Source organism: Streptomyces cadmiisoli (assembly GCF_003261055.1).
GTDB lineage: Bacteria > Actinomycetota > Actinomycetes > Streptomycetales > Streptomycetaceae > Streptomyces > Streptomyces cadmiisoli.
Genome location: NZ_CP030073.1, coordinates 5,181,459 through 5,200,544 on the forward strand (window position 1 = coordinate 5,181,459; position 19,086 = coordinate 5,200,544).

15 protein-coding genes and 1 pseudogene are annotated in these 19,086 nt (G+C 71.6%); 5 read left to right on the plus strand and 11 right to left on the minus strand.

Translation table 11 applies throughout. The features are described from left to right. Positions 1 to 30 precede the first annotated feature (30 nt). A pseudogene (locus tag DN051_RS22575) lies at positions 31 to 504 on the minus strand (WYL domain-containing protein); the annotation flags it as partial. Between the two features lie 167 nt (positions 505 to 671). On the opposite strand from DN051_RS22575, the gene DN051_RS22580 reads away from it, so the two are divergent. From DN051_RS22580 to DN051_RS22590, 3 genes are all read left to right on the plus strand, one after another. Beyond that, positions 672 to 1,433: a DeoR/GlpR family DNA-binding transcription regulator gene (locus DN051_RS22580; protein ID WP_053760959.1), complete on the plus strand. Its 762-nt coding sequence runs from the start codon at positions 672 to 674 to the stop codon at positions 1,431 to 1,433. After that, positions 1,430 to 2,377, plus strand: coding sequence for a 1-phosphofructokinase (pfkB, locus tag DN051_RS22585; RefSeq protein WP_112439383.1), 948 nt, complete (start codon positions 1,430 to 1,432; stop codon positions 2,375 to 2,377). The genes DN051_RS22580 and pfkB overlap by 4 nt, the downstream gene beginning before the upstream one ends. A gap of 322 nt (positions 2,378 to 2,699) precedes the next feature. Then, positions 2,700 to 4,787 (plus strand): PTS fructose transporter subunit IIABC, encoded by a 2,088-nt coding sequence (locus tag DN051_RS22590; protein WP_112439384.1) that lies wholly within the window; start codon positions 2,700 to 2,702, stop codon positions 4,785 to 4,787. Between the two features lie 45 nt (positions 4,788 to 4,832). Here DN051_RS22590 and DN051_RS22595 read toward each other — a convergent pair whose 3' ends face one another. The 4 genes from DN051_RS22595 to DN051_RS22610 all read right to left on the minus strand — a co-directional run bounded on the left by DN051_RS22595 (position 4,833) and on the right by DN051_RS22610 (position 9,557). Continuing rightward, on the minus strand, positions 4,833 to 5,579 hold the full coding sequence (locus DN051_RS22595; RefSeq protein WP_112439385.1) for a DUF6227 family protein: 747 nt from the start codon (positions 5,577 to 5,579) through the stop codon (positions 4,833 to 4,835). 195 nt (positions 5,580 to 5,774) lie between these two features. Further along, entirely contained in the window at positions 5,775 to 6,992 is a 1,218-nt protein-coding gene (locus DN051_RS22600) for a L,D-transpeptidase (protein ID WP_112439386.1), read from the minus strand. 175 nt (positions 6,993 to 7,167) lie between these two features. Further along, positions 7,168 to 8,217 carry a P1 family peptidase gene (locus tag DN051_RS22605; RefSeq protein WP_112439387.1) on the minus strand — a complete coding sequence of 350 codons (1,050 nt, stop codon included), beginning with the start codon at positions 8,215 to 8,217 and terminating at the stop codon, positions 7,168 to 7,170. Positions 8,218 to 8,342: 125 nt separating this feature from the next. After that, positions 8,343 to 9,557, minus strand: coding sequence for a low temperature requirement protein A (locus DN051_RS22610; RefSeq protein WP_053760964.1), 1,215 nt, complete (start codon positions 9,555 to 9,557; stop codon positions 8,343 to 8,345). 163 nt (positions 9,558 to 9,720) lie between these two features. On the opposite strand from DN051_RS22610, the gene DN051_RS22615 reads away from it, so the two are divergent. Then, entirely contained in the window at positions 9,721 to 9,900 is a 180-nt protein-coding gene (locus DN051_RS22615) for a hypothetical protein (protein ID WP_053760965.1), read from the plus strand. A 25-nt stretch (positions 9,901 to 9,925) separates the two neighbouring features. Here DN051_RS22615 and mscL read toward each other — a convergent pair whose 3' ends face one another. The 6 genes from mscL to DN051_RS22650 form a co-directional block, all read right to left on the minus strand. Then, a complete protein-coding gene (gene mscL / locus DN051_RS22620; RefSeq protein ID WP_053760966.1) occupies positions 9,926 to 10,402 on the minus strand; it encodes a large conductance mechanosensitive channel protein MscL in 477 nt (158 codons plus the stop codon). Between the two features lie 141 nt (positions 10,403 to 10,543). After that, positions 10,544 to 11,026, minus strand: a complete 483-nt coding sequence (locus DN051_RS22625) for a hypothetical protein (RefSeq protein ID WP_053760967.1) — start codon at positions 11,024 to 11,026, stop codon at positions 10,544 to 10,546. A 353-nt stretch (positions 11,027 to 11,379) separates the two neighbouring features. After that, positions 11,380 to 12,213: an S-methyl-5'-thioadenosine phosphorylase gene (locus DN051_RS22630; RefSeq protein WP_053760968.1), complete on the minus strand. Its 834-nt coding sequence runs from the start codon at positions 12,211 to 12,213 to the stop codon at positions 11,380 to 11,382. 100 nt (positions 12,214 to 12,313) lie between these two features. Then, complete coding sequence (locus DN051_RS22635) at positions 12,314 to 12,625, minus strand: FmdB family zinc ribbon protein (RefSeq protein ID WP_079001318.1); 312 nt, start codon at positions 12,623 to 12,625, stop codon at positions 12,314 to 12,316. 67 nt (positions 12,626 to 12,692) lie between these two features. Then, entirely contained in the window at positions 12,693 to 13,985 is a 1,293-nt protein-coding gene (locus DN051_RS22640; protein ID WP_053760970.1) for an MFS transporter, read from the minus strand. Between the two features lie 471 nt (positions 13,986 to 14,456). Further along, the gene (locus DN051_RS22650) at positions 14,457 to 15,962 is read right to left on the minus strand and encodes a potassium/proton antiporter (RefSeq protein WP_053760971.1); all 1,506 of its coding nucleotides are present in this window, start codon (positions 15,960 to 15,962) and stop codon (positions 14,457 to 14,459) included. Between the two features lie 286 nt (positions 15,963 to 16,248). On the opposite strand from DN051_RS22650, the gene DN051_RS22655 reads away from it, so the two are divergent. Further along, positions 16,249 to 19,026, plus strand: a complete 2,778-nt coding sequence (locus DN051_RS22655; protein WP_112439388.1) for a penicillin acylase family protein — start codon at positions 16,249 to 16,251, stop codon at positions 19,024 to 19,026. The last annotated feature ends 60 nt before the right edge of the window (positions 19,027 to 19,086 follow it).

A 19,086-nucleotide genomic window follows, 5' to 3' on the forward strand; every position in this document is an offset into this window, starting at 1 on the left:
GGCGGATCCCGGTGAGGACCGCGCCGGGTGTCACGCCGCGCCCGCCGCACCGGCGCCGGCGCGGCACAGACGCCCGCCCAACTCCCGTACTCTGCTCACCAGTTCCGCGGGCTTCTCGACGGTGAACTCGTGCCCGAGCATCGCCAACCGCACCGCGAGCCACTCCACGGGTTCGCTGCTGGTGCCGGTCAGCCGGCAGCGCTCCGGGTCCGTCCCCTCCGGCACCCCCAGCCAGGCCGGGAGCCCGGCCGCCACCGCCTCGGCCGACGCGTCGAAGGCGACGGCGAACTCGTACGTCTCCTGCCGCCGCCCGATCGACTGCCGCAGATACTCCGCCGCGCTCCCCGTCGGCAGCTCCCTCGGCGTGAACCGCGCGCCCGTGGCGAACGGCTCGCCGACCCGGTCCACGCGGAACGTGCGCCAGTCCTCCCGGTCGAGGTCGTAGGCCACGAGGTACCACCGGCGGCCGGTCGACACCAGCCGATACGGCTCCGTCAGCCGCCGATCGCGGGCAGGCTTCTGTCGCGCCGTTTCCCCGGGTGGGTCGGCCCTGACCGCCCCCGATGCCTGTTTGTGTCTGTCTCATGCCTGACCATGTTTACTTTCCGCTCATCCGGGCGTAGCCTCCAGGCGAAACCACAAGTTCGGGCATGAGTCGGAGGCGAACGGGCATGTACGCGCCGGAGCGGCAGCAGGAGATCCTCCGGATCGCCCGGGACAGCGGTCGGGTGGACGTGGTGTCGCTCGCCGAGGAGTTCCAGGTCACCGCGGAGACGATTCGCCGCGATCTGAAGGCGCTCGACCGGGCGGGCCTGGTCCGCCGGGTGCACGGGGGCGCGATCCCGGCCGGGCGCCTCGACTTCGAGCCGGACCTCGCCGAGCGCGAGTCCACCGCCGCCGACGAGAAGGACCGCATCGCGAAGGCGGCCCTGGCCGAACTGCCCACCGAGGGCACCGTGATCCTGGACGCCGGTACGACCGTGGCGAGGCTCGCGGCGGCGATCCCGCTGGACTCCTCGCTGACGGTCGTCACGCACAGCCTGCCGATCGCGGCCCGGCTCGCGGACCACCCCGGCATCCAGCTCCACCTCGTCGGAGGACGCGTCCGGCACCGTACGCGCGCCGCCGTGGACGCCTGGGCGCTGCGTGCGTACGGCGAGATCCGGGCGGACGTCCTCTTCGTCGCCGCCAACGGCTTCTCCACCGACCACGGACTGACCACCCCCGACCTCGCCGAGGCCGCGGTCAAACGCGCCGCGGTCGCCGCCGCGCGACGCGTGGTGCTGCTGGCCGACTCCGCCAAGCACGGCCAGGAGCACTTCGCCCGCTTCGGCGACCTCGGCGATGTGGACCTGCTGGTCACCGACACCGAGCTCAGCACGCAGGACGCCGCGGCCATCGAGCGCGGCGGCACGGAAGTGGTACGCGCATGATCCTCACCGTGACCCCCAACCCGTCCCTGGACCGCACCTACGAGGTCCCCGCACTGGAGCGCGGTGAGGTCATCCGCGCCACCGGCGAGCGCATGGATCCCGGCGGCAAGGGCGTCAACGTCTCACGCGCCGTCACGGCCGCCGGACGGCGCTCGGTCGCGGTCCTCCCGCTGGGCGGCGCGCCCGGCGCGCTGATCGCCGAGCTGCTCGACGCGCAGGGCATCGAGGTCGTACCGGTCCCCGTGGCCGGCGCCACCCGCTCGAACATCGCGCTGGCCGAGGCCGACGGAGTGCTGACGAAGATCAACGCTCCCGGTCCGCTGCTCTCGGCGGAGGAGCGGGAGCTGCTGTTCGACACCGTGCGCCGGCAGTCGCGCGACGCCGACTGGATCGCGTGCTGCGGAAGCCTGCCGCGGGGCCTCGCACCGTCGTGGTACGCCGACCTGGTCGCGCGGGCGCACGCCGAGGGTGCGCGTATCGCGCTGGACACCTCGGGCCCGGCGCTGCTCGAAGCGCTGCGCGAGCGGCCCGACGTGGTGAAACCCAACGCGGAGGAACTCGCGCAGGCCGTCGGGCGCCCGCTGGCGACGGTGGGCGACGCGCTGAAGGCGGCCGAGGAACTGCGGGAGCGCGGCGCGCGCGCCGTGCTGGCGAGCCTGGGCGCCGACGGGCAACTGCTCGTCGAGGGCGCGGGCACCTGGTTCGGCAGCGCCCGCGTCGACGCGGTGCGGTCCAACGTCGGCGCCGGCGACTCCTCACTGGCGGGCTTCCTGATCGCCGGCGGCAGTGGCCCGCGGGCGCTCGCCTCGGCGATCGCGCACGGCGCGGCGGCGGTCGGGCTGCCCGGCAGCGTGATGCCGGCGCCCGCCGACCTGAACCCGGCCGCGGTGACGGTGACCGACCGGGTCCCGCTGGACCGCGAACTGACGGAGCCGGTGTCATGACCGTTCGCGCGACGATCCCGACGGCACCCCCGGAACCGGACGCGAGGCGGCGGGGCGGACCGGCGTCGCCCGCCGCGCCCCTGGCCGCCGCACCGTCCCCCGCCCCGTCGCCTGTCACACCCGTGCCCGCCTCGACGCCCGCCCCGTTGCCCGCGGCGGCCATCGCCCGGCCGGGCGGCCCGAGCCGCGCCGCTTCCCCGGGGAGGCGGGGTTTCCCCGGCCCCGCCACCGCGCTCTCGGCCACCCCCCGCAGCACCCCCGTCCCCATCCCCTGTTCCGCCCACCCCACCGGCCGGGCGATACGCGTGCGAAGGAGCCCGCGATGAGCGAGATGATCACCGCGGACCTGGTCGACCTCGACCTGTCCGCCGAGACCAAGGAAGCGGCGGCGCGCGCCCTCGCCGAACGCATGGTGGCCTCGGGCCGGGTGACCGACCTGGAGGGCTTCCTCGCCGACGTGGCGGCCCGCGAGGCGCAGATGCCGACCGGCCTGGACGGCGGCATCGGCATACCGCACTGCCGCAGCGAGCACGTCACCGAGCCGACGCTCGCCTTCGGGCGCAGCACCGCCGGTATCGACTTCGGCGCCGCGGACGGGCCCGCGGACCTGATCTTCCTGATCGCGGCCCCGGCCGGCGCCGACGACGCCCATCTGACGATCCTCTCGTCGCTCGCACGGCAGCTGATGGACGCCGATTTCACCGCAGCGCTGCGATCGGCGGACGACGCGGTGGCGGCCGCCGAGCTCATCCGGGGTGAGCGGCCGGCGCGGGCCGAGGGCGGCACCGAGGACTCCGCGGCGACGTCGGCGGCGGCCTCCGCCGGCGGCGCCACGGGTGACGCCGACGGCGACCCGGGTGGCGCGGACGCCGCCACCGGTGACAGCCTCGGCGAACCGGCTGGCGCGCGTCCGTTCCGGATCGTCGCCGTCACCTCCTGCCCCACCGGCATCGCCCACACGTACATGGCGGCCGAGTCGCTGGAGAGCGCCGGCCGCGAGGCGGGCGTCGAGGTCGTCGTCGAGACGCAGGGTTCGGCCGGCTTCACCCGGCTCGACCCGGGTGTCATCGCCGCGGCGGACGCCGTGATCCTCGCGCACGACGTGCCCGTACGGGACAAGGCCCGCTTCGCGGGCAAGCCGACCGTCGACGTAGGGGTGAAGGCGGGCATCAACCGTCCCGCCGAGCTGATCTCCGAGGTGCGCGCCAAGGCCGAGCGCGGCGAGGTCACCGCGCCCGCGGTCCCGGGCACGCCGGTCGACCGCGCCGGTGAGTCCGGCGAGGGCTACGGCACGAAGCTGCGCAAATGGCTGATGAGCGGCGTCAGTTACATGGTCCCGTTCGTCGCCGCGGGCGGTCTGCTCATCGCCCTCGGCTTCGCGATCGGCGGCTACGAGATCAACAAGGCGCCGTCCGTCATGGAGCACTTCATGTGGACCCAGGCGGACAGCTGGGGCGCGCTGTTCTTCCAGATCGGCGGCGTCGCGTTCAACTTCCTGGTTCCCGTGCTGGCGGGCTACATCGCCTACGGCATGGCCGACCGCCCCGGTCTCGTCCCCGGCTTCGTCGGCGGCGCGATCTCGTTCACCATCAACGCCGGCTTCCTCGGCGGCCTGGCGGCCGGTCTGATCGCCGGCGCGGTGGTGATGGGCATCCAGCGGGTGCGGATCCCGGCGACGCTGCGCGGCATCATGCCGGTGGTGGTGATCCCGCTGATCTCCTCGGCGATCGTCGGCTTCCTGATGTTCGTCGTGATCGGCAAACCCATCGCCTCCGCGCAGAAGGCGATGACCGACTGGCTCAACGGCCTCACCGGCACCAACGCCGTCCTGCTCGGCATGCTGCTCGGCCTGATGATGTGCTTCGACCTCGGCGGCCCCGTCAACAAGGTCGCCTACACCTTCGCCACCGCCGGTATCGCCGTCGCCGCCCCCAGCGAGTCCGCGATGAAGATCATGGCGGCGGTGATGGCCGCCGGTATGGTCCCGCCGCTGGCGATGGCCCTGGCCACGACCGTGCGCGGCAGGCTGTTCACGCAGACCGAGCGGGAGAACGGCAAGGCGGCCTGGGTGCTGGGCGCCTCCTTCATCTCCGAGGGCGCGATCCCGTTCGCGGCGGCCGACCCGCTGCGTGTGATCCCCTCCGCGATGGTGGGCGGCGCGGTCACCGGTGCCCTGTCGATGGCCTTCGGCGCCACGCTGCGCGCTCCGCACGGTGGCATCTTCGTGGTGCCGCTGATCGGCAACCCGTTCCTCTACCTGATCGCCATCGCCGCGGGCGTGTGCGTCACCACGGCGCTGGTCGTCGTACTGAAGAGTCTGCGCAAGCCGGCCGCGGGCACCTCGGGCGCCGGGGCGGCGGACGGTTCGGCCGTCGCGGCGGCGGCGCGGAAGCAGGCGGTGGCCGCGTAGCGACCCGGGCTGGTGCCGGTGCCCTCGCGGCGCCGGCGCGCCGGGTCAGGAGAGCTGGGCCGCGCGGCGCTCCATCGCGTCCCGCGCCTCGTTCTCGCTCGTGTAGACCTCGCACATGTGGCGTCCGTCCGGCGTCGCGGTGTGCTCCGCCTCCCACAGGGAGACCTCCTGCCCGTCGTGCAGCAGGAACGCGTGCTCGTAGAGCGAGAAGCACAGCCTGGCGCGGCCGGCGCGGCAGGGGCGGCCGAAGGCCTGGGTGATCTGGTGCGCGCAGGCCGTGGCCAGCAGCGCGGCGGTCTCCGCGCCGGGCCGGTCCGGGTTCTCCGCCCGGCGCAGCAGCCGGCGCGCGTGGTCCGCCGAGTCGTCCGGCACGTACGCGTGCCGCGAAGCGAGGAACGGGGACAGCTCGATCAGCATCGGCAGCTCGAAGTCGGCGGTCTCCGGCGGCAGCGGCAGCCGGGCCCCGGCGGCGTGCAGTTCCTCCGAGTCCACGTACACCTCGTGCTGCGGGGCGCCGCCCGGCTCGGTGTTGTGCACCAGCTCCCAGAGCGTGAGCGCCGACCCGTCGGCGAGCAGCCAGGTGTGCCGGTACGTCTCGCGGTGCAGGCCGGCGCTGTGATGCGCGGAGTGCAGTGAGCTGTCGTGCGCCAGCGCACCGTCGAGCCGCCCTATCGTCTCGTCGGGCAGTTCGAACGAGTTCAGGGCACGGCCGAGCAGTCGCGTGAGGTGCTCCTCCGGAGACTCGGGCGACTCGTGTGGTTCGTACGCTGTCGTCTCGTACGGAACGCTCAAGGTTTCTCCCGGCGTTGCTGCATGTCACCTTGTGGGTGCATACCGTAGCCCCTCGGTCGGACATCATGTCCGAGAACCGAGAAAACGTACGCAGGGAAAACGGACGGGCCGGGTGGGAGGTTCCCACACGGCCCGACGCCTCATCAAAAACCGCTGGCCGACGGCCCCTTACCGGCGGTCACCCGCACCCTCCGGTCAGCCTGCCGTCCACTCGCTCCAGGCCATGTTCCAGCCGTTGAGGCCGTTGTCCGGCGCCACCGTCGTGTCCGGCGAGTTCTTCACGACCACGACGTCCCCGACGAGCGAGTTGTCGTAGAACCACTTGGCGGGAGTGTCGCCCCGCGCGCCCTGTACGTCCTGGAGCCCGACACAGCCGTGGCTGCTGCCCCGGTTCCCGAACGGCGGATTGCCCTTGTCGTACCAGTAGTTGCCGTGCAGGAACGTGCCCGACCCGGTCAGCCGCATCGCGTGCGGCACGTCCGGGATGTCGTACTCCCCGCCGAAGCCGACCGTCGAGCCGTTCATCCGGGTCTGCTCGAACTTCTCCGAGATCACCATCTGCCCGTTGTACGTGCTGTGCTCCGGGCTGCCCGCCGAGATCGGCACGGTACGCACCGTCCGGCCGTCCCGCACGACCGTCATGGTCTGGGTGGCGGCGTCGACCGTGGTGACCTGCGAACGCCCGACGGTGAAGGTGACGGACTTCTTCTGCACCCCGTGGATGCCGTCCGCGCCCTCGACACCGTCCAGGTCGATCTTCATCGTGACCTCGGAGCCGGCCTTCCAGTACTTCTCGGGCCGGAAGTCGAGCCGTTGCGCCCCGAACCAGTGCCCGACCACCTGCTGCCCGCTGCTCGACGTGACCGTGATCCGCGACTGCACGGCCTTCTTCTCGGTGATCGCCTTGTCGAACGTGAACGACACCGGCATCCCGACCCCGACGGTCGTGCCGCCGTCCGGCGTGTAGGTCCCGATGAAGCTGTCGGCCGAAGTGACGGTGGTGAAGACGGAATCGGCGGTGGCGGTCCGGCCGTCGCCGTCCTCGGCGGTCGCCGCGATCTCGTACTTCGTCCCGCGCTCCAGCTGCTCCTTCGGCTTCCAGGTCCTGCCGTCCGAGGAGACCGTCCCCGGCACGGCCTGCCCCGACTCCGCCACCGTCATCCGCACGTCGGTCAGCCGCCCGCCACTGACCTTCACACCGGTCGTGTTGATCGACGCGCCGGTCGAACCGTCCTTCGCGGATATGGCGATCCTCGCCACCGAGGTTTTGGTGTCGCTCCTGCCGCCGTCACCGCCCTTGGCGTCGTCGCCGGCCTCGGCGGTGCCGACGCAGGCGGTCAGAGTGAGGGCGCCGACCAGCAGGGCGGCACCGGCCGCCAGCGCGCGCCCCGTTGCTTTGTACGGCGTTGTCACGGGCTGCTCCCTGTTCTTGTGATGTGGGTGATCCGCTCCGATGCGTGGAGAAGGAGGGAATCACCGGCGGACGGGGTTCCCGCCGTGCGCTCTGAACGCCATCACGTGACAGAACCAGGACAATCAGCCCCCGGTGCGCGGTCTCCCGGGTACGGCCCGACGCGCCGCGGGGCGATCAGCGTTCCGGCCGCGGCCCGGACGCCTCGGTGCCGTACAGCTCGGTGTACGACGGCCAGGTTCCGCCCGGTCCGTCCACCGACTCCGCCGCGCGCGCGGCTCGTACGATCGCCCGCGTCACCACGTCCGCGCCCGCCGCGAGGATCTCGTTCAGCGCGAGGGGTGCCGCGTCGAGTTCGCGTGCTCCCGTGGCCAGGGCGAACACCGTGTCGCCGTCGTGCAGCAGATGCACCGGCCGTACGGCGCGCGCGATCCCGTCGTGCGCCGTCCCGGCCAGCTTCTGCGCCTGCGCTTTCGACAGTTCCGCGTCGGTGGCGACCACCGCGAGCGTGGTGTTCAGCGGCGGCGGCGCGTTCGTCGCGGCGCACTCGACGAGGCGCCGGTCCGCCGCCTCGTGGACGCGCGGGTCCGGGAGATCCGTCCGCCCCTGCAACAACTCCCCGTACAGCACGCCCGTCCGCGGATCCGTCACCGAACCCGCCGCGTTGGCCACCACCAGGGCCGCCACCGTGATCCCGGAGTCGAGCACGGCGCTCGCGGTGCCGACGCCACCCTTGAGCGACCCCATCACGGCACCGGTCCCGGCACCCACGCAGCCCTCCGCGACGGGGGCGCGGACCTCGCTCGCCGCGGCCGCCTCCACCGCGGCCCGCCCGAGGGCGGCGTCCGGCCGGGCCCGGAAGTCGCCACCCCGACCCAGGTCGAAGACGCACGCGGCGGGAACCACCGGCACGACGTGGGCCGGATCAGCCCCGACCCGTACCCCGCGCTGCCGCTCCTCCAGCCAGGCCATCACACCGGACGCCGCGTCGAGCCCGTACGCGCTGCCGCCGGTCAGCACGATCGCCTCGATCTTCTGCACCACGTTGCGCGGATCCAGGGCGTCGGTCTCCTTGGTACCGGGGCCGCCGCCGCGCACGTCCACGGCGGCCACGGCGCCGCCCTCGGCGGCCAGTACGACCGTGGTGCCGGTGAGCCAACCGTCGCCGGTGCGGTCCGCGTGCCCCACGCGCAGCCCGGTCACGTCCGTCAGAGCGTCAACTGTCATGCGGCTCAGTCTCGCGCGCCCCGGCCCGCCTCCGCCCCGACCCAGGGTCCCGGCCCCCGTCGCGACCCACGGCTCCTACCCCGTCCCGGGGCGTTCCCCGCGCCCGTCTCTCCTGTGCGGCTGCGTCATCGGCCGGCCGGTACGGCCCTGTGCGCGGTCAGCGTCTCCGCGACCACCACCGACAGCGCCGACACGATGCCGGCCGCGAGGACCGCCCATGAACCGAGGAAGGTGCAGCAGATCACCAGCAGCGCCGTGGACGGCAGCACGAGCTGCTGGGCGATGCCCGCCTTGTAGTGGCGTGAGTGCAGGGCCCACACCGTCAGCAGGAAGAGCGCCGTCGGCAGCGTCACCGCCGCCGCGGCGGCCAGGTCGGAGATGTGTGCCTTGCCGACCGCGTGCTCGACCGCCACCTCCAGGCCCGCGCCGATCGCGGCGGCCGACGAGAAGATCAGATAGTGGCCGTACCCCCAGAGGAACGCGTGCTTGCTGGAGCGCAGATGCCCGTGGATCGGCACCGCGAAGTAGATCCACCAGGCGGAGAACACGATCAGCAGGCCGCCCGCCGAGATCGGCACCAGCAGCCCGAGCTCGTGGTTCTCCCCCACACCCGACTTCACCGCGATCGTCGCCGCCGCGATCGTCTCGCCCAGGACGATGATGGTGAACAGCCCGTACCGCTCGGCGATGTGGTGCGGGTGCCAGGTCGTCACCCGGGCCCTCTCCGCGAAGGCGGGCACGCACATCTCCGCGACCGCCATCAGGACGTACAGCCAGAGCCGGGCGGGATCCGGCACGACCACCAGCACCGTCCAGCCGACCTGGCAGACCAGGATGCCGCCCGCGTACCGCAGCGCGGTGGCCCTCTGCGCGCCCTCCGCGTCTTTCGCGGCCCGCAGCCACTGGGCGACCATCGCCAGCCGCATGATCACGTAACCGAGCCAGAGCACCACGTAGTTGTGGTCGGTGAAGGCCTCCGAGACACCGGCGGCGAGCACGAGGACGCCGGCGATCTGCACCAGGGTGACGACCCGGTAGAGCGCGTCGTCGTTGTCGTACGCCGAGGCGAACCACGTGAAGTTCATCCACGCCCACCAGATGGCGAAGAAGACGAAGGCGTAGTTCAGGACGCCCTCGCCCGCGTGCCCCTCGGCGAGTGAGTGCACCAGCTGGACGCCCGCCTGTGCGACGGCCACGACGAAACACAGGTCGAAGAAGAGCTCCAGCGGCGTCGCGACGCGATGCGGCTCGTCGCGGCGGCGGGCCTTGAGTCTGCGCAGTGGGCGGCGGGAGTCCGATGCGCCCGTGGACGGGGGCGGGGGAGTGGGACTGGACGTCATGGGACCCAGCACAGCAGATACCGGCCGGAAAATCTTGTGACCGCATTCACATGGGGGTGGGGCTCCGGCGGCAGGACAGAAGCCGCAGGTCATCATGCGTATACGGGCCGCGGGGGACACCCGGGTAACCACAGGGGGCGGGTCGGCGCCGTACGCTGAGGGCATGAGCACCTCCCCCGTCTCCGAGGAGCGCGACCCGAAAGCCGCGCTGATCTTCGACGACCCGCTGAGCCAGCAGTCCCCGGACGACACGGACCGGGGATGGGGCGATCGGCCGGGCACCGGCGGCGCGACCGACGACCTGACGCGCTTCCTCGAGGAGAAGCCGCCCCACCACCTGTGACCCGGCCGCGCCCGGTGGCTGTCGGCTAGTGCTCGGTGTGCCCCGACCCGCGCTGGGCCACCAGCGCGTCGCGGATCTCCTTGAGCACCTCCAGCTCGGTCACCTCGATGATCTCGTGGGTGCCCTCCCTCGCCTTCCTGCGTGCCTCCTGGCGGGCCAGGTACTTCGACATGGGCAGGACCATGAGGAAGTAGACCACCGCCGCTGTGATCACGAAACTGAGCGTGGCACCGAGGACGGAGCCCCAGAGGATCATGACGCCGCTCGTGACCGTGCCGTCCGCCGCCGTTTCGCACGGGCCCTTCAGGCACGAGCTGTAACTGTCGAGGTTCTTGGTGCCGATCGCCCCGACCAGTGGGTTGATCACACCCTTCACCACCGAGTTGACGATGTTGGTGAAGGCGGCGCCGATGACCACCGCCACCGCCAGGTCGACGACGTTCCCTCGCATCAGGAAGGCCTTGAACCCCGCGACCACGCCCGGTTCCTTCTTCTCGCTCACCTAGTGGCCTCTCCTTTTCGCCTGCACAAGCTGTGGAACAAACAGCTCCGCAACCTACGGCAGGGTGCGCCCGAACGGCCCAAAGAAGTAACTCGAACGAGGGACTTGACAGGGATTTGATCACCAGCTGCAACTCCGGGTTCAGCACAGCGTCACCGCCAGCCTCGCCATCGCGCTCGCACCGGCGAGGCGGGTCGCGGTGGACCGTGGCACCGAGAGCACGACCAGCGCGCCGCTGTCGGCCTCATCGTCGAGCGGCTCGGGCACCTCGGCCACCCGTGCTCCGCGGGCGAGCACCTCGGCCCGGCCGCCGGTCGCCGTCTCGTGTGCGGCGACGACGTCGACCCGGTCACCCGGCCTCAGGAGTCGTACCGTGGCCGCGTCGGCGATCCGGACGGGCGCGGACACCCGCTGCACGGCCCGAGGCCCGGGTGGGCGGTCCGCCACCGGGTGACCGCGGGCCTGCTCGTCGCGGGGCGCGTCGGCCGGGGCCCGGGGGCCGGCCGCCACGAGCGCGGCGGCCGTCACCGCGAGCCAGGCCGCCAGGGCCCGCCTGCGATGCCGTACGAGCCGCCCCGGCAGGTACCGCCCGCCGCGGATCCGGACAGGGGCGAACTGCGGCACGTCGCTCGTCGCCGGTACGTCGGTACCCGGCGGCTGCGCAACGGAACACGGTCCGGAACCGGGGAAAGGACGAGAACCGGAAGGCGAGCCGGCACCGGAAGACGAGCCGGCACCCAAAGAACCGGCACCGGAAGAACGCGAAGAAGAACGAGAAAGGGACATCGGAACCACCACCTGCCGTGCGGGATCGCTGTGCCAGGCCCACGATGAGGCCTCGCGCCGCGTCCCGCTGAAGCAGGTGGATCACCGGCGGATTGTGGACAACTCCCTCACCCGAAGGGGAAGTTCCACAGCCACAGCCACAGCGACAGCCACAGCCGAAGCCACAACCAGTGCCCCCGCCCCTCGCCCGCTCAGGGCAGCTCGAACCCCGGGTCCATCCCGCCCAGCGCCGTCGTGCACAGGCAGTCCCGCGCGTCGTTCGCGGGCAACGCGGCCACCGCGTCGAACAGCACGCCCCGCAGCCGGTCCACGTTCGCGGCGAACACCCGCAGCACCTCGTCGTGCGAGACCCCCTCGCCGGTCTCGGCGCCCGCGTCCAGGTCGGTGACCAGGGTCATGGACGTGTAGCAGAGCTCCAGTTCACGGGCGAGCGCGGCTTCCGGGTGGCCCGTCATGCCCACCACCGACCAGCCCTGCGCCTGGTGCCACAGCGACTCGGCGCGGGTGGAGAAGCGCGGTCCCTCGATCACCACCAGCGTGCCGCCGTCCACCGGTTCCCAGTCCCGTCCGCGCGCGGCCTTCAGCGCGGCGGCCCGACCGGCGGGGCAGTAGGGGTCGGCCAGGGAGACGTGCACGACGTTGGGCACCGTGCCGTCGGGCAGCGGCAGCCCGTCGAAGTAGCTCGCCGCCCGGGACTTCGTACGGTCGACCAGTTGGTCCGGGACGAGCAGCGTGCCCGGTCCGTACTCGGGACGCAGCCCGCCCACCGCGCACGGGCCGAGGATCTGCCGTGCGCCGAGCGAGCGCAGGGCCCAGAGGTTGGCGCGGTAGTTGATCCGGTGCGGTGGGAGATGGTGGCCGCGTCCGTGCCGGGGCAGGAAGGCGACCCGCCGGCCGGCGATCTCGCCGAGGAAGAGGGAGTCGCTGGGCGGTCCGTACGGTGTGTCCACCTGGATCTCGGTCACGTCGTCGAGGAACGAGTAGAAGCCGGATCCGCCGATTACACCGATCTCTGCGTGCGCCATGACGAGCACACTAGCTGGCGTCCCACGACGTGCCGCGGGCGGAGTCGGAAACGCCGCGGGACCCGGTCGCCGTACGACGACCGGGTCCCGCGGGCGAGATTCAGGCTGCGGTGGTGCTGGACGTCGAGCTGGAGCTGGACGTCGTACCGGAGCTCGACGACTTCGAGTCCGAGGCCGGGGCGGGCGACGTCGACGGGGTCGACGGCTTCGACGCCGGGGAGCTGCTCGACGAGGAGCCGCGGCTGTCGTTGCGGTAGAAGCCGGAGCCCTTGAAGACGATGCCGACGGCCGAGAACACCTTCTTGAGGCGGCCGGAGCAGTTGGGGCACTCGGTCAGGGCGTCATCGGTGAACTTCTGCACCGCCTCGAGGCCCTCGCCGCACTCGGTGCACTGGTACTGGTACGTCGGCACTGTCTTCCTCCTGGCACTCTTACTCAGTGAGTGCTAACGACGGTCCATAGTGACGTATTCCTCGGGATCAGTCCACTGTGACCGGCGTGCGGTGACCGACGCCACGTGCGACGGTCCGGCTGCGGGGTGCCGCCGTGAGCCGTGACCGCCGGGCGGAGAGGATCACCAGGGCGAGCGCCGTACCGCCGAGCGGCACCAGGAATCCGGTGCCGTTCCCGACGCGGTCCTCCAGCTGTCCCGCCACCGTCACCGCGACCGCCTGGCCCAGCGCCACCGCGCCGGTCAGCCAGGTGAAGGCCTCGGTGCGCGTCCCGGCCGGGACCAGTCCCTCCACCAGGGTGTAGCCGGTGATCAGGGCGGGGGCGACGCACATGCCGACCAGCAGACCGAGACCGGCCAGCAGCAGCACGGACTGTGCCGCCCACAGGCCGGAGGCGGCCAGTACGAGGGCCGTGTAGCCGATGACCAGGCGTCGCTGCGGGGCGGCCTTCCAGGCGATGGCGCCGCAGGCGATGCCGGAGAGCATGTTGCCGGCGGCGAAGGTGCCGTACAGGACGCCGTTCAGACCGGGTTCGCCGATCGACTCGCTGAAGGCGGCCAGCGAGACCTGCATCCCGCCGAAGACGGAGCCGATGCCGAGGAACACCACGATCAGGATCCGCACCCCGGGGGCGCGGAGAGCGGAGGCGTGCCGCACGCGCGCGTGCCGCCCGGCGAGGGCCGGCGGCTGGGTGCCGCGCCGGGCGGCGAACAGCAGTCCTCCGACCAGGGTCAGCGCCGCCTCGGTCACCAGTCCGGCGGCCGGGTCGACGGCGGTGCACAGCGCGGTGGCGAGCAGCGGGCCGACGACGAACGTCAGCTCGTCCGTGACGGACTCGAAGGCCGCCGCGGTGGTCATCAGCGGCGAGTCCTTGAGCTTCGCGGCCCAGCGGGCGCGCACCATGGGGCCGACCTGCGGGACGGAGGCGCCGGTGGGGACGGCTGCCGCGAACAGCGCCCACAGGGGCGCGTCCGCCAGGGCCAGCGCCGTCAGCGTGAGGGCGGACAGCGTGTGCACCAGGACGCCGGGGAGCAGTACGGCGCGCTGCCCGAAGCGGTCGGCCAGACGGCCGCCGTACGGGGCGAACACCGCCATGGAGACGCCGGTGACGGCCGCCGCGGCGCCGGCCACGCCGTAGGAGCCGGTGGTGTGCTGCACGAGCAGCACGATGGAGATCGTCAGCATCGCGAAGGGCTGACGGGCCGCGAACCCGGGGAGCAGGAACGTCCAGGCGCCGCGGGTGCGCAGGAGCCGGCCGTATCCCGGGCGGGAGGGGGCCGGCGAGGTCTTCGACGGCGTGTCGGTGACCGTGGATGCCACGGCCTGTGCCTTTCTGCCGCCTGGTAGCGCGCCTGTGCGGGGGCGCCGAGAGCTGTCCTCTTGCGCGGAACTGCGGTAGATACCGGCGCCCCGCGGGGTTTCCGGCCGCCATACGGTCGCGCCAGCTCTGCGTCAGGCAGAGTTGGTTCGATCAAGGTCTGCCTTCATCGTACAGGGGTCGTCCTACGGGGTGCCTGTGAAAGTGAGCACCGTGCACGCGTTCACCTGTGAATGGGGAAGGCGCGCGGCGCGTGAAAAGCGAACGCGCCGCCGCACGGAGAGGAAGAGGTGCGCGGCGCGCGACGGCCGGACACGGCGCTCAGCCGGGCGGCCGCCGAGAGGGGAGCCCGTCACCGCTAGGCCTGAGTCCGGCCCCGCCTCGGCGAATGCCGCTCAGCGCCCGGACCTGTACCTCACTTCGGCGAATGACGCTCAGGGCCCGGACCTGGACCCCACCTCGACGAACGCCGCTCAGTGTCCCGACCCGCCGCCGTTCATGCCCAGCCAGCCGGCCAGCTTTCCGCCGTGGGCCACCGCCCGCAGTCGGCGTTCCGCCGCGTCCCGGACCGGATCGGTGGCGACCACCAGGAGCTCGTCCCCGTGCCGCAGCACGGTGGTGGGCAGCGGTACGAACGACTTGCCCTCGCGTACGACGAGGGTGACCGCGGCCCCGGCCGGCAGCCGCAGCTCGCTGACCTCGACGCCGTGCATCTTCGACTCGTCCGGGACGGAGACCGAGAGCAGGTGCCCGCGCAGCCGCTCCAGAGGTGCCGACTCGATGCCGAGGTCGGCCGCGCCGGTTCCGTCGCCGAGGTGCAGTATCCGGGCGAGCCAGGGCAGCGTCGGCCCCTGGACGAGGGTGTAGACGACGACCAGGACGAAGACGATGTTGAAGATCGTGCGGCTGCCCTCGACGCCGTTCACCATGGGGATCGTCGCCAGGATGATGGGCACGGCGCCGCGCAGCCCGGCCCAGGACATGAGCGCCTGCTCCGGCCAGGGCACCCGGAACGGCACCAGGCACAGCACGACGCTCAGCGGGCGCGCCACCATGGTCAGGACCAGCCCGATGAGCAGCGCGGGCACGATGTCGTCGCCCAGTTCGTGCGGGGTGACCAGCAGACCGAGCAGGACGAACATGCCGATCTGGGCGATCCAGCCGAGCCCGTCGGCGAACCCGCGGGTGGCGGGCCAGTGCGGGAGCCGCGCGTTGCCCATCACCATGGAGGCGAGGTAGACGGCGAGGAAGCCGCTGCCGTGGGCCATGGCGCCGGCCGCGTAGGCGGCGACCGCGATGGCGACGACGGCGATCGGGTAGAGGCCGGACGCCGGCAGGGCGACGTGCCGCAGTCCCCAGGAGCCCAGCCAGCCGACCGCGAGGCCGATGGCGGCGCCGATGGCCAGTTCCAGAGCTATCTTGCCGATCAGCACGTACCAGTGCTCGAACGGACCGGCGGTGGAGAACGAGACCACCAGGATGACGACGGGGGCGTCGTTGAAGCCGGACTCCGCCTCCAGCGTGCCTGTCACGCGTGAGGGGAGGGGGATCTTCCGCAGGACGGAGAAGACCGCCGCCGCGTCGGTGGACGAGACGACCGCCCCGATGATGAGGGCCTGCCGCCATTCCAGGCCGACCAGGTAGTGCGCGGCCGACGCCGTGACCCCTACGCTCACGGCCACTCCGGCCAGCGCCAGCGCGGTCGCGGCCGGCATGACCGGCTTGATCTCCTTCCACTTCGTGCCCAGTCCGCCCTCGGCCAGGATCACGACGAGGGCCGCGTATCCGATGACCTGGGTCAGTTCGGCGTTGTCGAAGTGGATGTCGCCGACCCCGTCCTGTCCCATGGCGACGCCGATGCCCAGGTAGACGAGCAGGCTGGGGAGCCCGCTGCGCGAGGAGATCCGGACCGCTGCGACGGCGACGAGCAGGACGATCGAGCAGACGAGCAGGAGCTGGTTGAGGTCGTGGACAGTCAGCGGCCGTTCCCTTTCCCGGTTTCACGATTCCGGTTCACACACGTCACGCGCGTGAACGCTCATGTGCATGGTGTGCGGAGCTGCGCGCTCCACATGGGGGGTACTTCGTTACCTTACCTAATTCTTGACGATTTCTTGACGCGCTCCGCGGGATGATCGAACGTCCGTCCGCGCTGGTTCCCCAGTCCGCGTCAAGTGCCACCGGGCCCTGCGCCTATGGTTGCTCCAGCGCTCATTCAAAAGGACAGCCACCCCTGCCGCTCGCGTTAGGACAGCAAGGACAGCGATGCCCCCCAACACCACCGCTACAACGGGTCAGCAGCCCGGCAAGTCCCGGAGGGAGAAGGGGCGCAGAGGCCGTCTGGTCGTGCTCGTACTGGTGCTGGCCATCATCGGTGGCCTCGCCTACGGGGCGTACTGGTCCGTCAGCACGGTCCGTGCCTCCTTCCCGCAGACAAAGGGTTCGATCACGCTGGACGGTCTGTCGGGGCCGGTCGACGTCAAGCGGGACGGGTACGGCATCCCGCAGATCTATGCCTCCTCCGACGAGGACCTGTTCATGGCGCAGGGCTACGTCCAGGCGCAGGACCGGTTCTACGAGATGGACGTGCGCCGTCACATGACCTCGGGCCGTCTGTCGGAGATGTTCGGCAAGGGCCAGATCGGCAACGACGAGTTCCTGCGCACGCTGGGCTGGGAACGGGTGGCGCAGGAGGAGTACGACACCAAGCTGTCCGACGCCACGAAGACGTACCTCCAGGCGTACGCCAAGGGAGTCAACGCCTACCTGGACGGCAAGGACGGCGAGGACATCTCCCTGGAGTACGCCGCTCTCGGTCTCACCAACGACTACAAGCCGCAGAAGTGGACGCCGGTCGACTCGGTCGCCTGGCTCAAGGCGATGGCCTGGGACCTGCGCGGCAACATGCAGGACGAGATCGACCGCTCGCTGATGACCAGCCGCCTGGGCCCCCAGCAGATCGACGACCTGTACCCGGACTACCCCTACGAGCGGAACCGGGTGATCGTCCAGCAGGGCCAGTACGACGAGCTCACCCAGACCTTCGACGGCGGCGGCACCGGCGGCGCGTCCGCCGACGGCACCACCGGTGGCACGGGCAACGGCACGGACCCCGCCGCCGGCACGAACGGCACCCCCGCCTCGTCGGCGCTGCAGACCCAGCTGTCCGGCCTGTACGGCGCGCTGGAGGACCTCCCGGAGGCCGTCGGTGTGAACGGCAACGGCATCGGCTCCAACTCGTGGGTGGTCGGCGGCCGTCACACCATCACCGGCAAGCCGCTGCTGGCCAACGACCCGCACCTGTCGGCTTCGCTGCCGTCGGTCTGGTACCAGATGGGCCTGCACTGCCGCTCGGTCTCCGACAAGTGCCAGTACGACGTCTCGGGCTACACCTTCGCGGGCATGCCCGGTGTGATAATCGGCCACAACCAGGACATCTCCTGGGGCATGACCAACTCCGGGGTCGACGTCACCGACCTCTACCTGCAGAAGCTCACCGGCGACGGCTACCTGTTCGACGGCAAGGTCAAGCCCTTCGAGAGCCGCGAGGAGACCATCAAGGTCGCCGGCGGCTCCGCCAAGAAGATCGTCGTCCGGGAGACCAACAACGGACCGCTGCTGTCCGACCGCGACGACGAACTGGTCAAGGTCGGCAGGAAGGCCGCCGTCGACACCGCCGCACCCGACCGGGGCGACGGCTACGGCCTGGCGCTGCGGTGGACCGCGCTGGAGCCCGGCACCTCGATGGACGCCGTCTTCGCCATCAACAAGGCGGCCGACTGGGACGACTTCCGCGCCGCGGCCACCCTGTTCGACGTGCCCTCGCAGAACCTCGTGTACGCCGACACCCGGAACAACATCGGCTACACCCTGCCCGGAAAGATCCCCACGCGCGCCGAGCGCCACGACGGGTCGATCCCGGCGCCGGGCTGGGACGGCAAGTACCGCTGGACCGGCTACATCGAGCAGGACGAGCTGCCCCACGAGTACAACCCGGAGCGCGGCTACATCGTGACGGCCAACCAGGCCGTCGTGGACGAGGAGTACCCCTACACGCTCACCGAGGACTGGGGGTACGGCGCGCGCAGCCAGCGGATCAACGACCTGATGGAGTCCAAGCTCAAGGGCGGCGGCAAGGTGTCCACCGAGGACATGCGCCAGATGCAGCTGGACAACAGCAGCGAGATCGCCAAGCTGCTCGTGCCGCAGCTGCTGAAGATCGACGTGGGCGACCGGCACGTGCGCGAGGCGCAGAAGCTCCTGGAGGGCTGGGACTACACCCAGGACTCCGAGTCGGCGGCGGCGGCCTACTTCAACTCGGTCTGGCGCAACGTCCTCAAGCTCGCGTTCGGCAACAAGCTGCCCAAGGAACTGCGCGTCAAGGGCCAGTGCCTGTGGGTCGAGCCGACCGGCACCACCGGACCGGTCGACGACGAGCGCCGGGTGCGGGAATGCGGTGAGCGCGACGCCGACCAGGCGCAGCCGGACGGCGGCGACCGCTGGTTCGAGGTCGTGCGCGGTCTCCTCGACGAACAGGACAGCGACTGGTGGAAGGTTCCCTCCGTCGGCACGCGCCCCGGGGCGGAGAACCGTGACGAACTGTTCCGCCGCGCCATGGTCGACGCCCGCTGGGAGCTGACCGCCGAGCTGGGCAAGGACATCGACACCTGGAGCTGGGGCCGGCTGCACCGCCTGTTCCTGGAGAACCAGACGCTCGGCACCGAGGGCCCCGGGTTCCTCCAGTACGCCCTCAACCGCGGCCCCTGGAAGCTCAGCGGCGGCGAGGCGACGGTCAACGCGACCGGCTGGAACGCCGCGGGCGGCTACGGCGTCGTCTGGGTGCCGTCGATGCGGATGGTGGTCAACCTCGACGACCTCGACAAGTCGAAGTGGATCAACCTCACCGGCGCCTCGGGACACGCCTACAGCGCCCACTACGTCGACCAGACGGACAAGTGGGCCAAGGGCGAGCTGCTGGACTGGTCCTTCTCCAAGGAGGCCGTCGACAAGAGCACCCGCGACACGCTCGTACTGAAGCCGTGAGCCGCTGAGTCCGCGGCCGGCCGACGGCCGTCGACGTGAAAGGGCCCTCCACGCACGCGT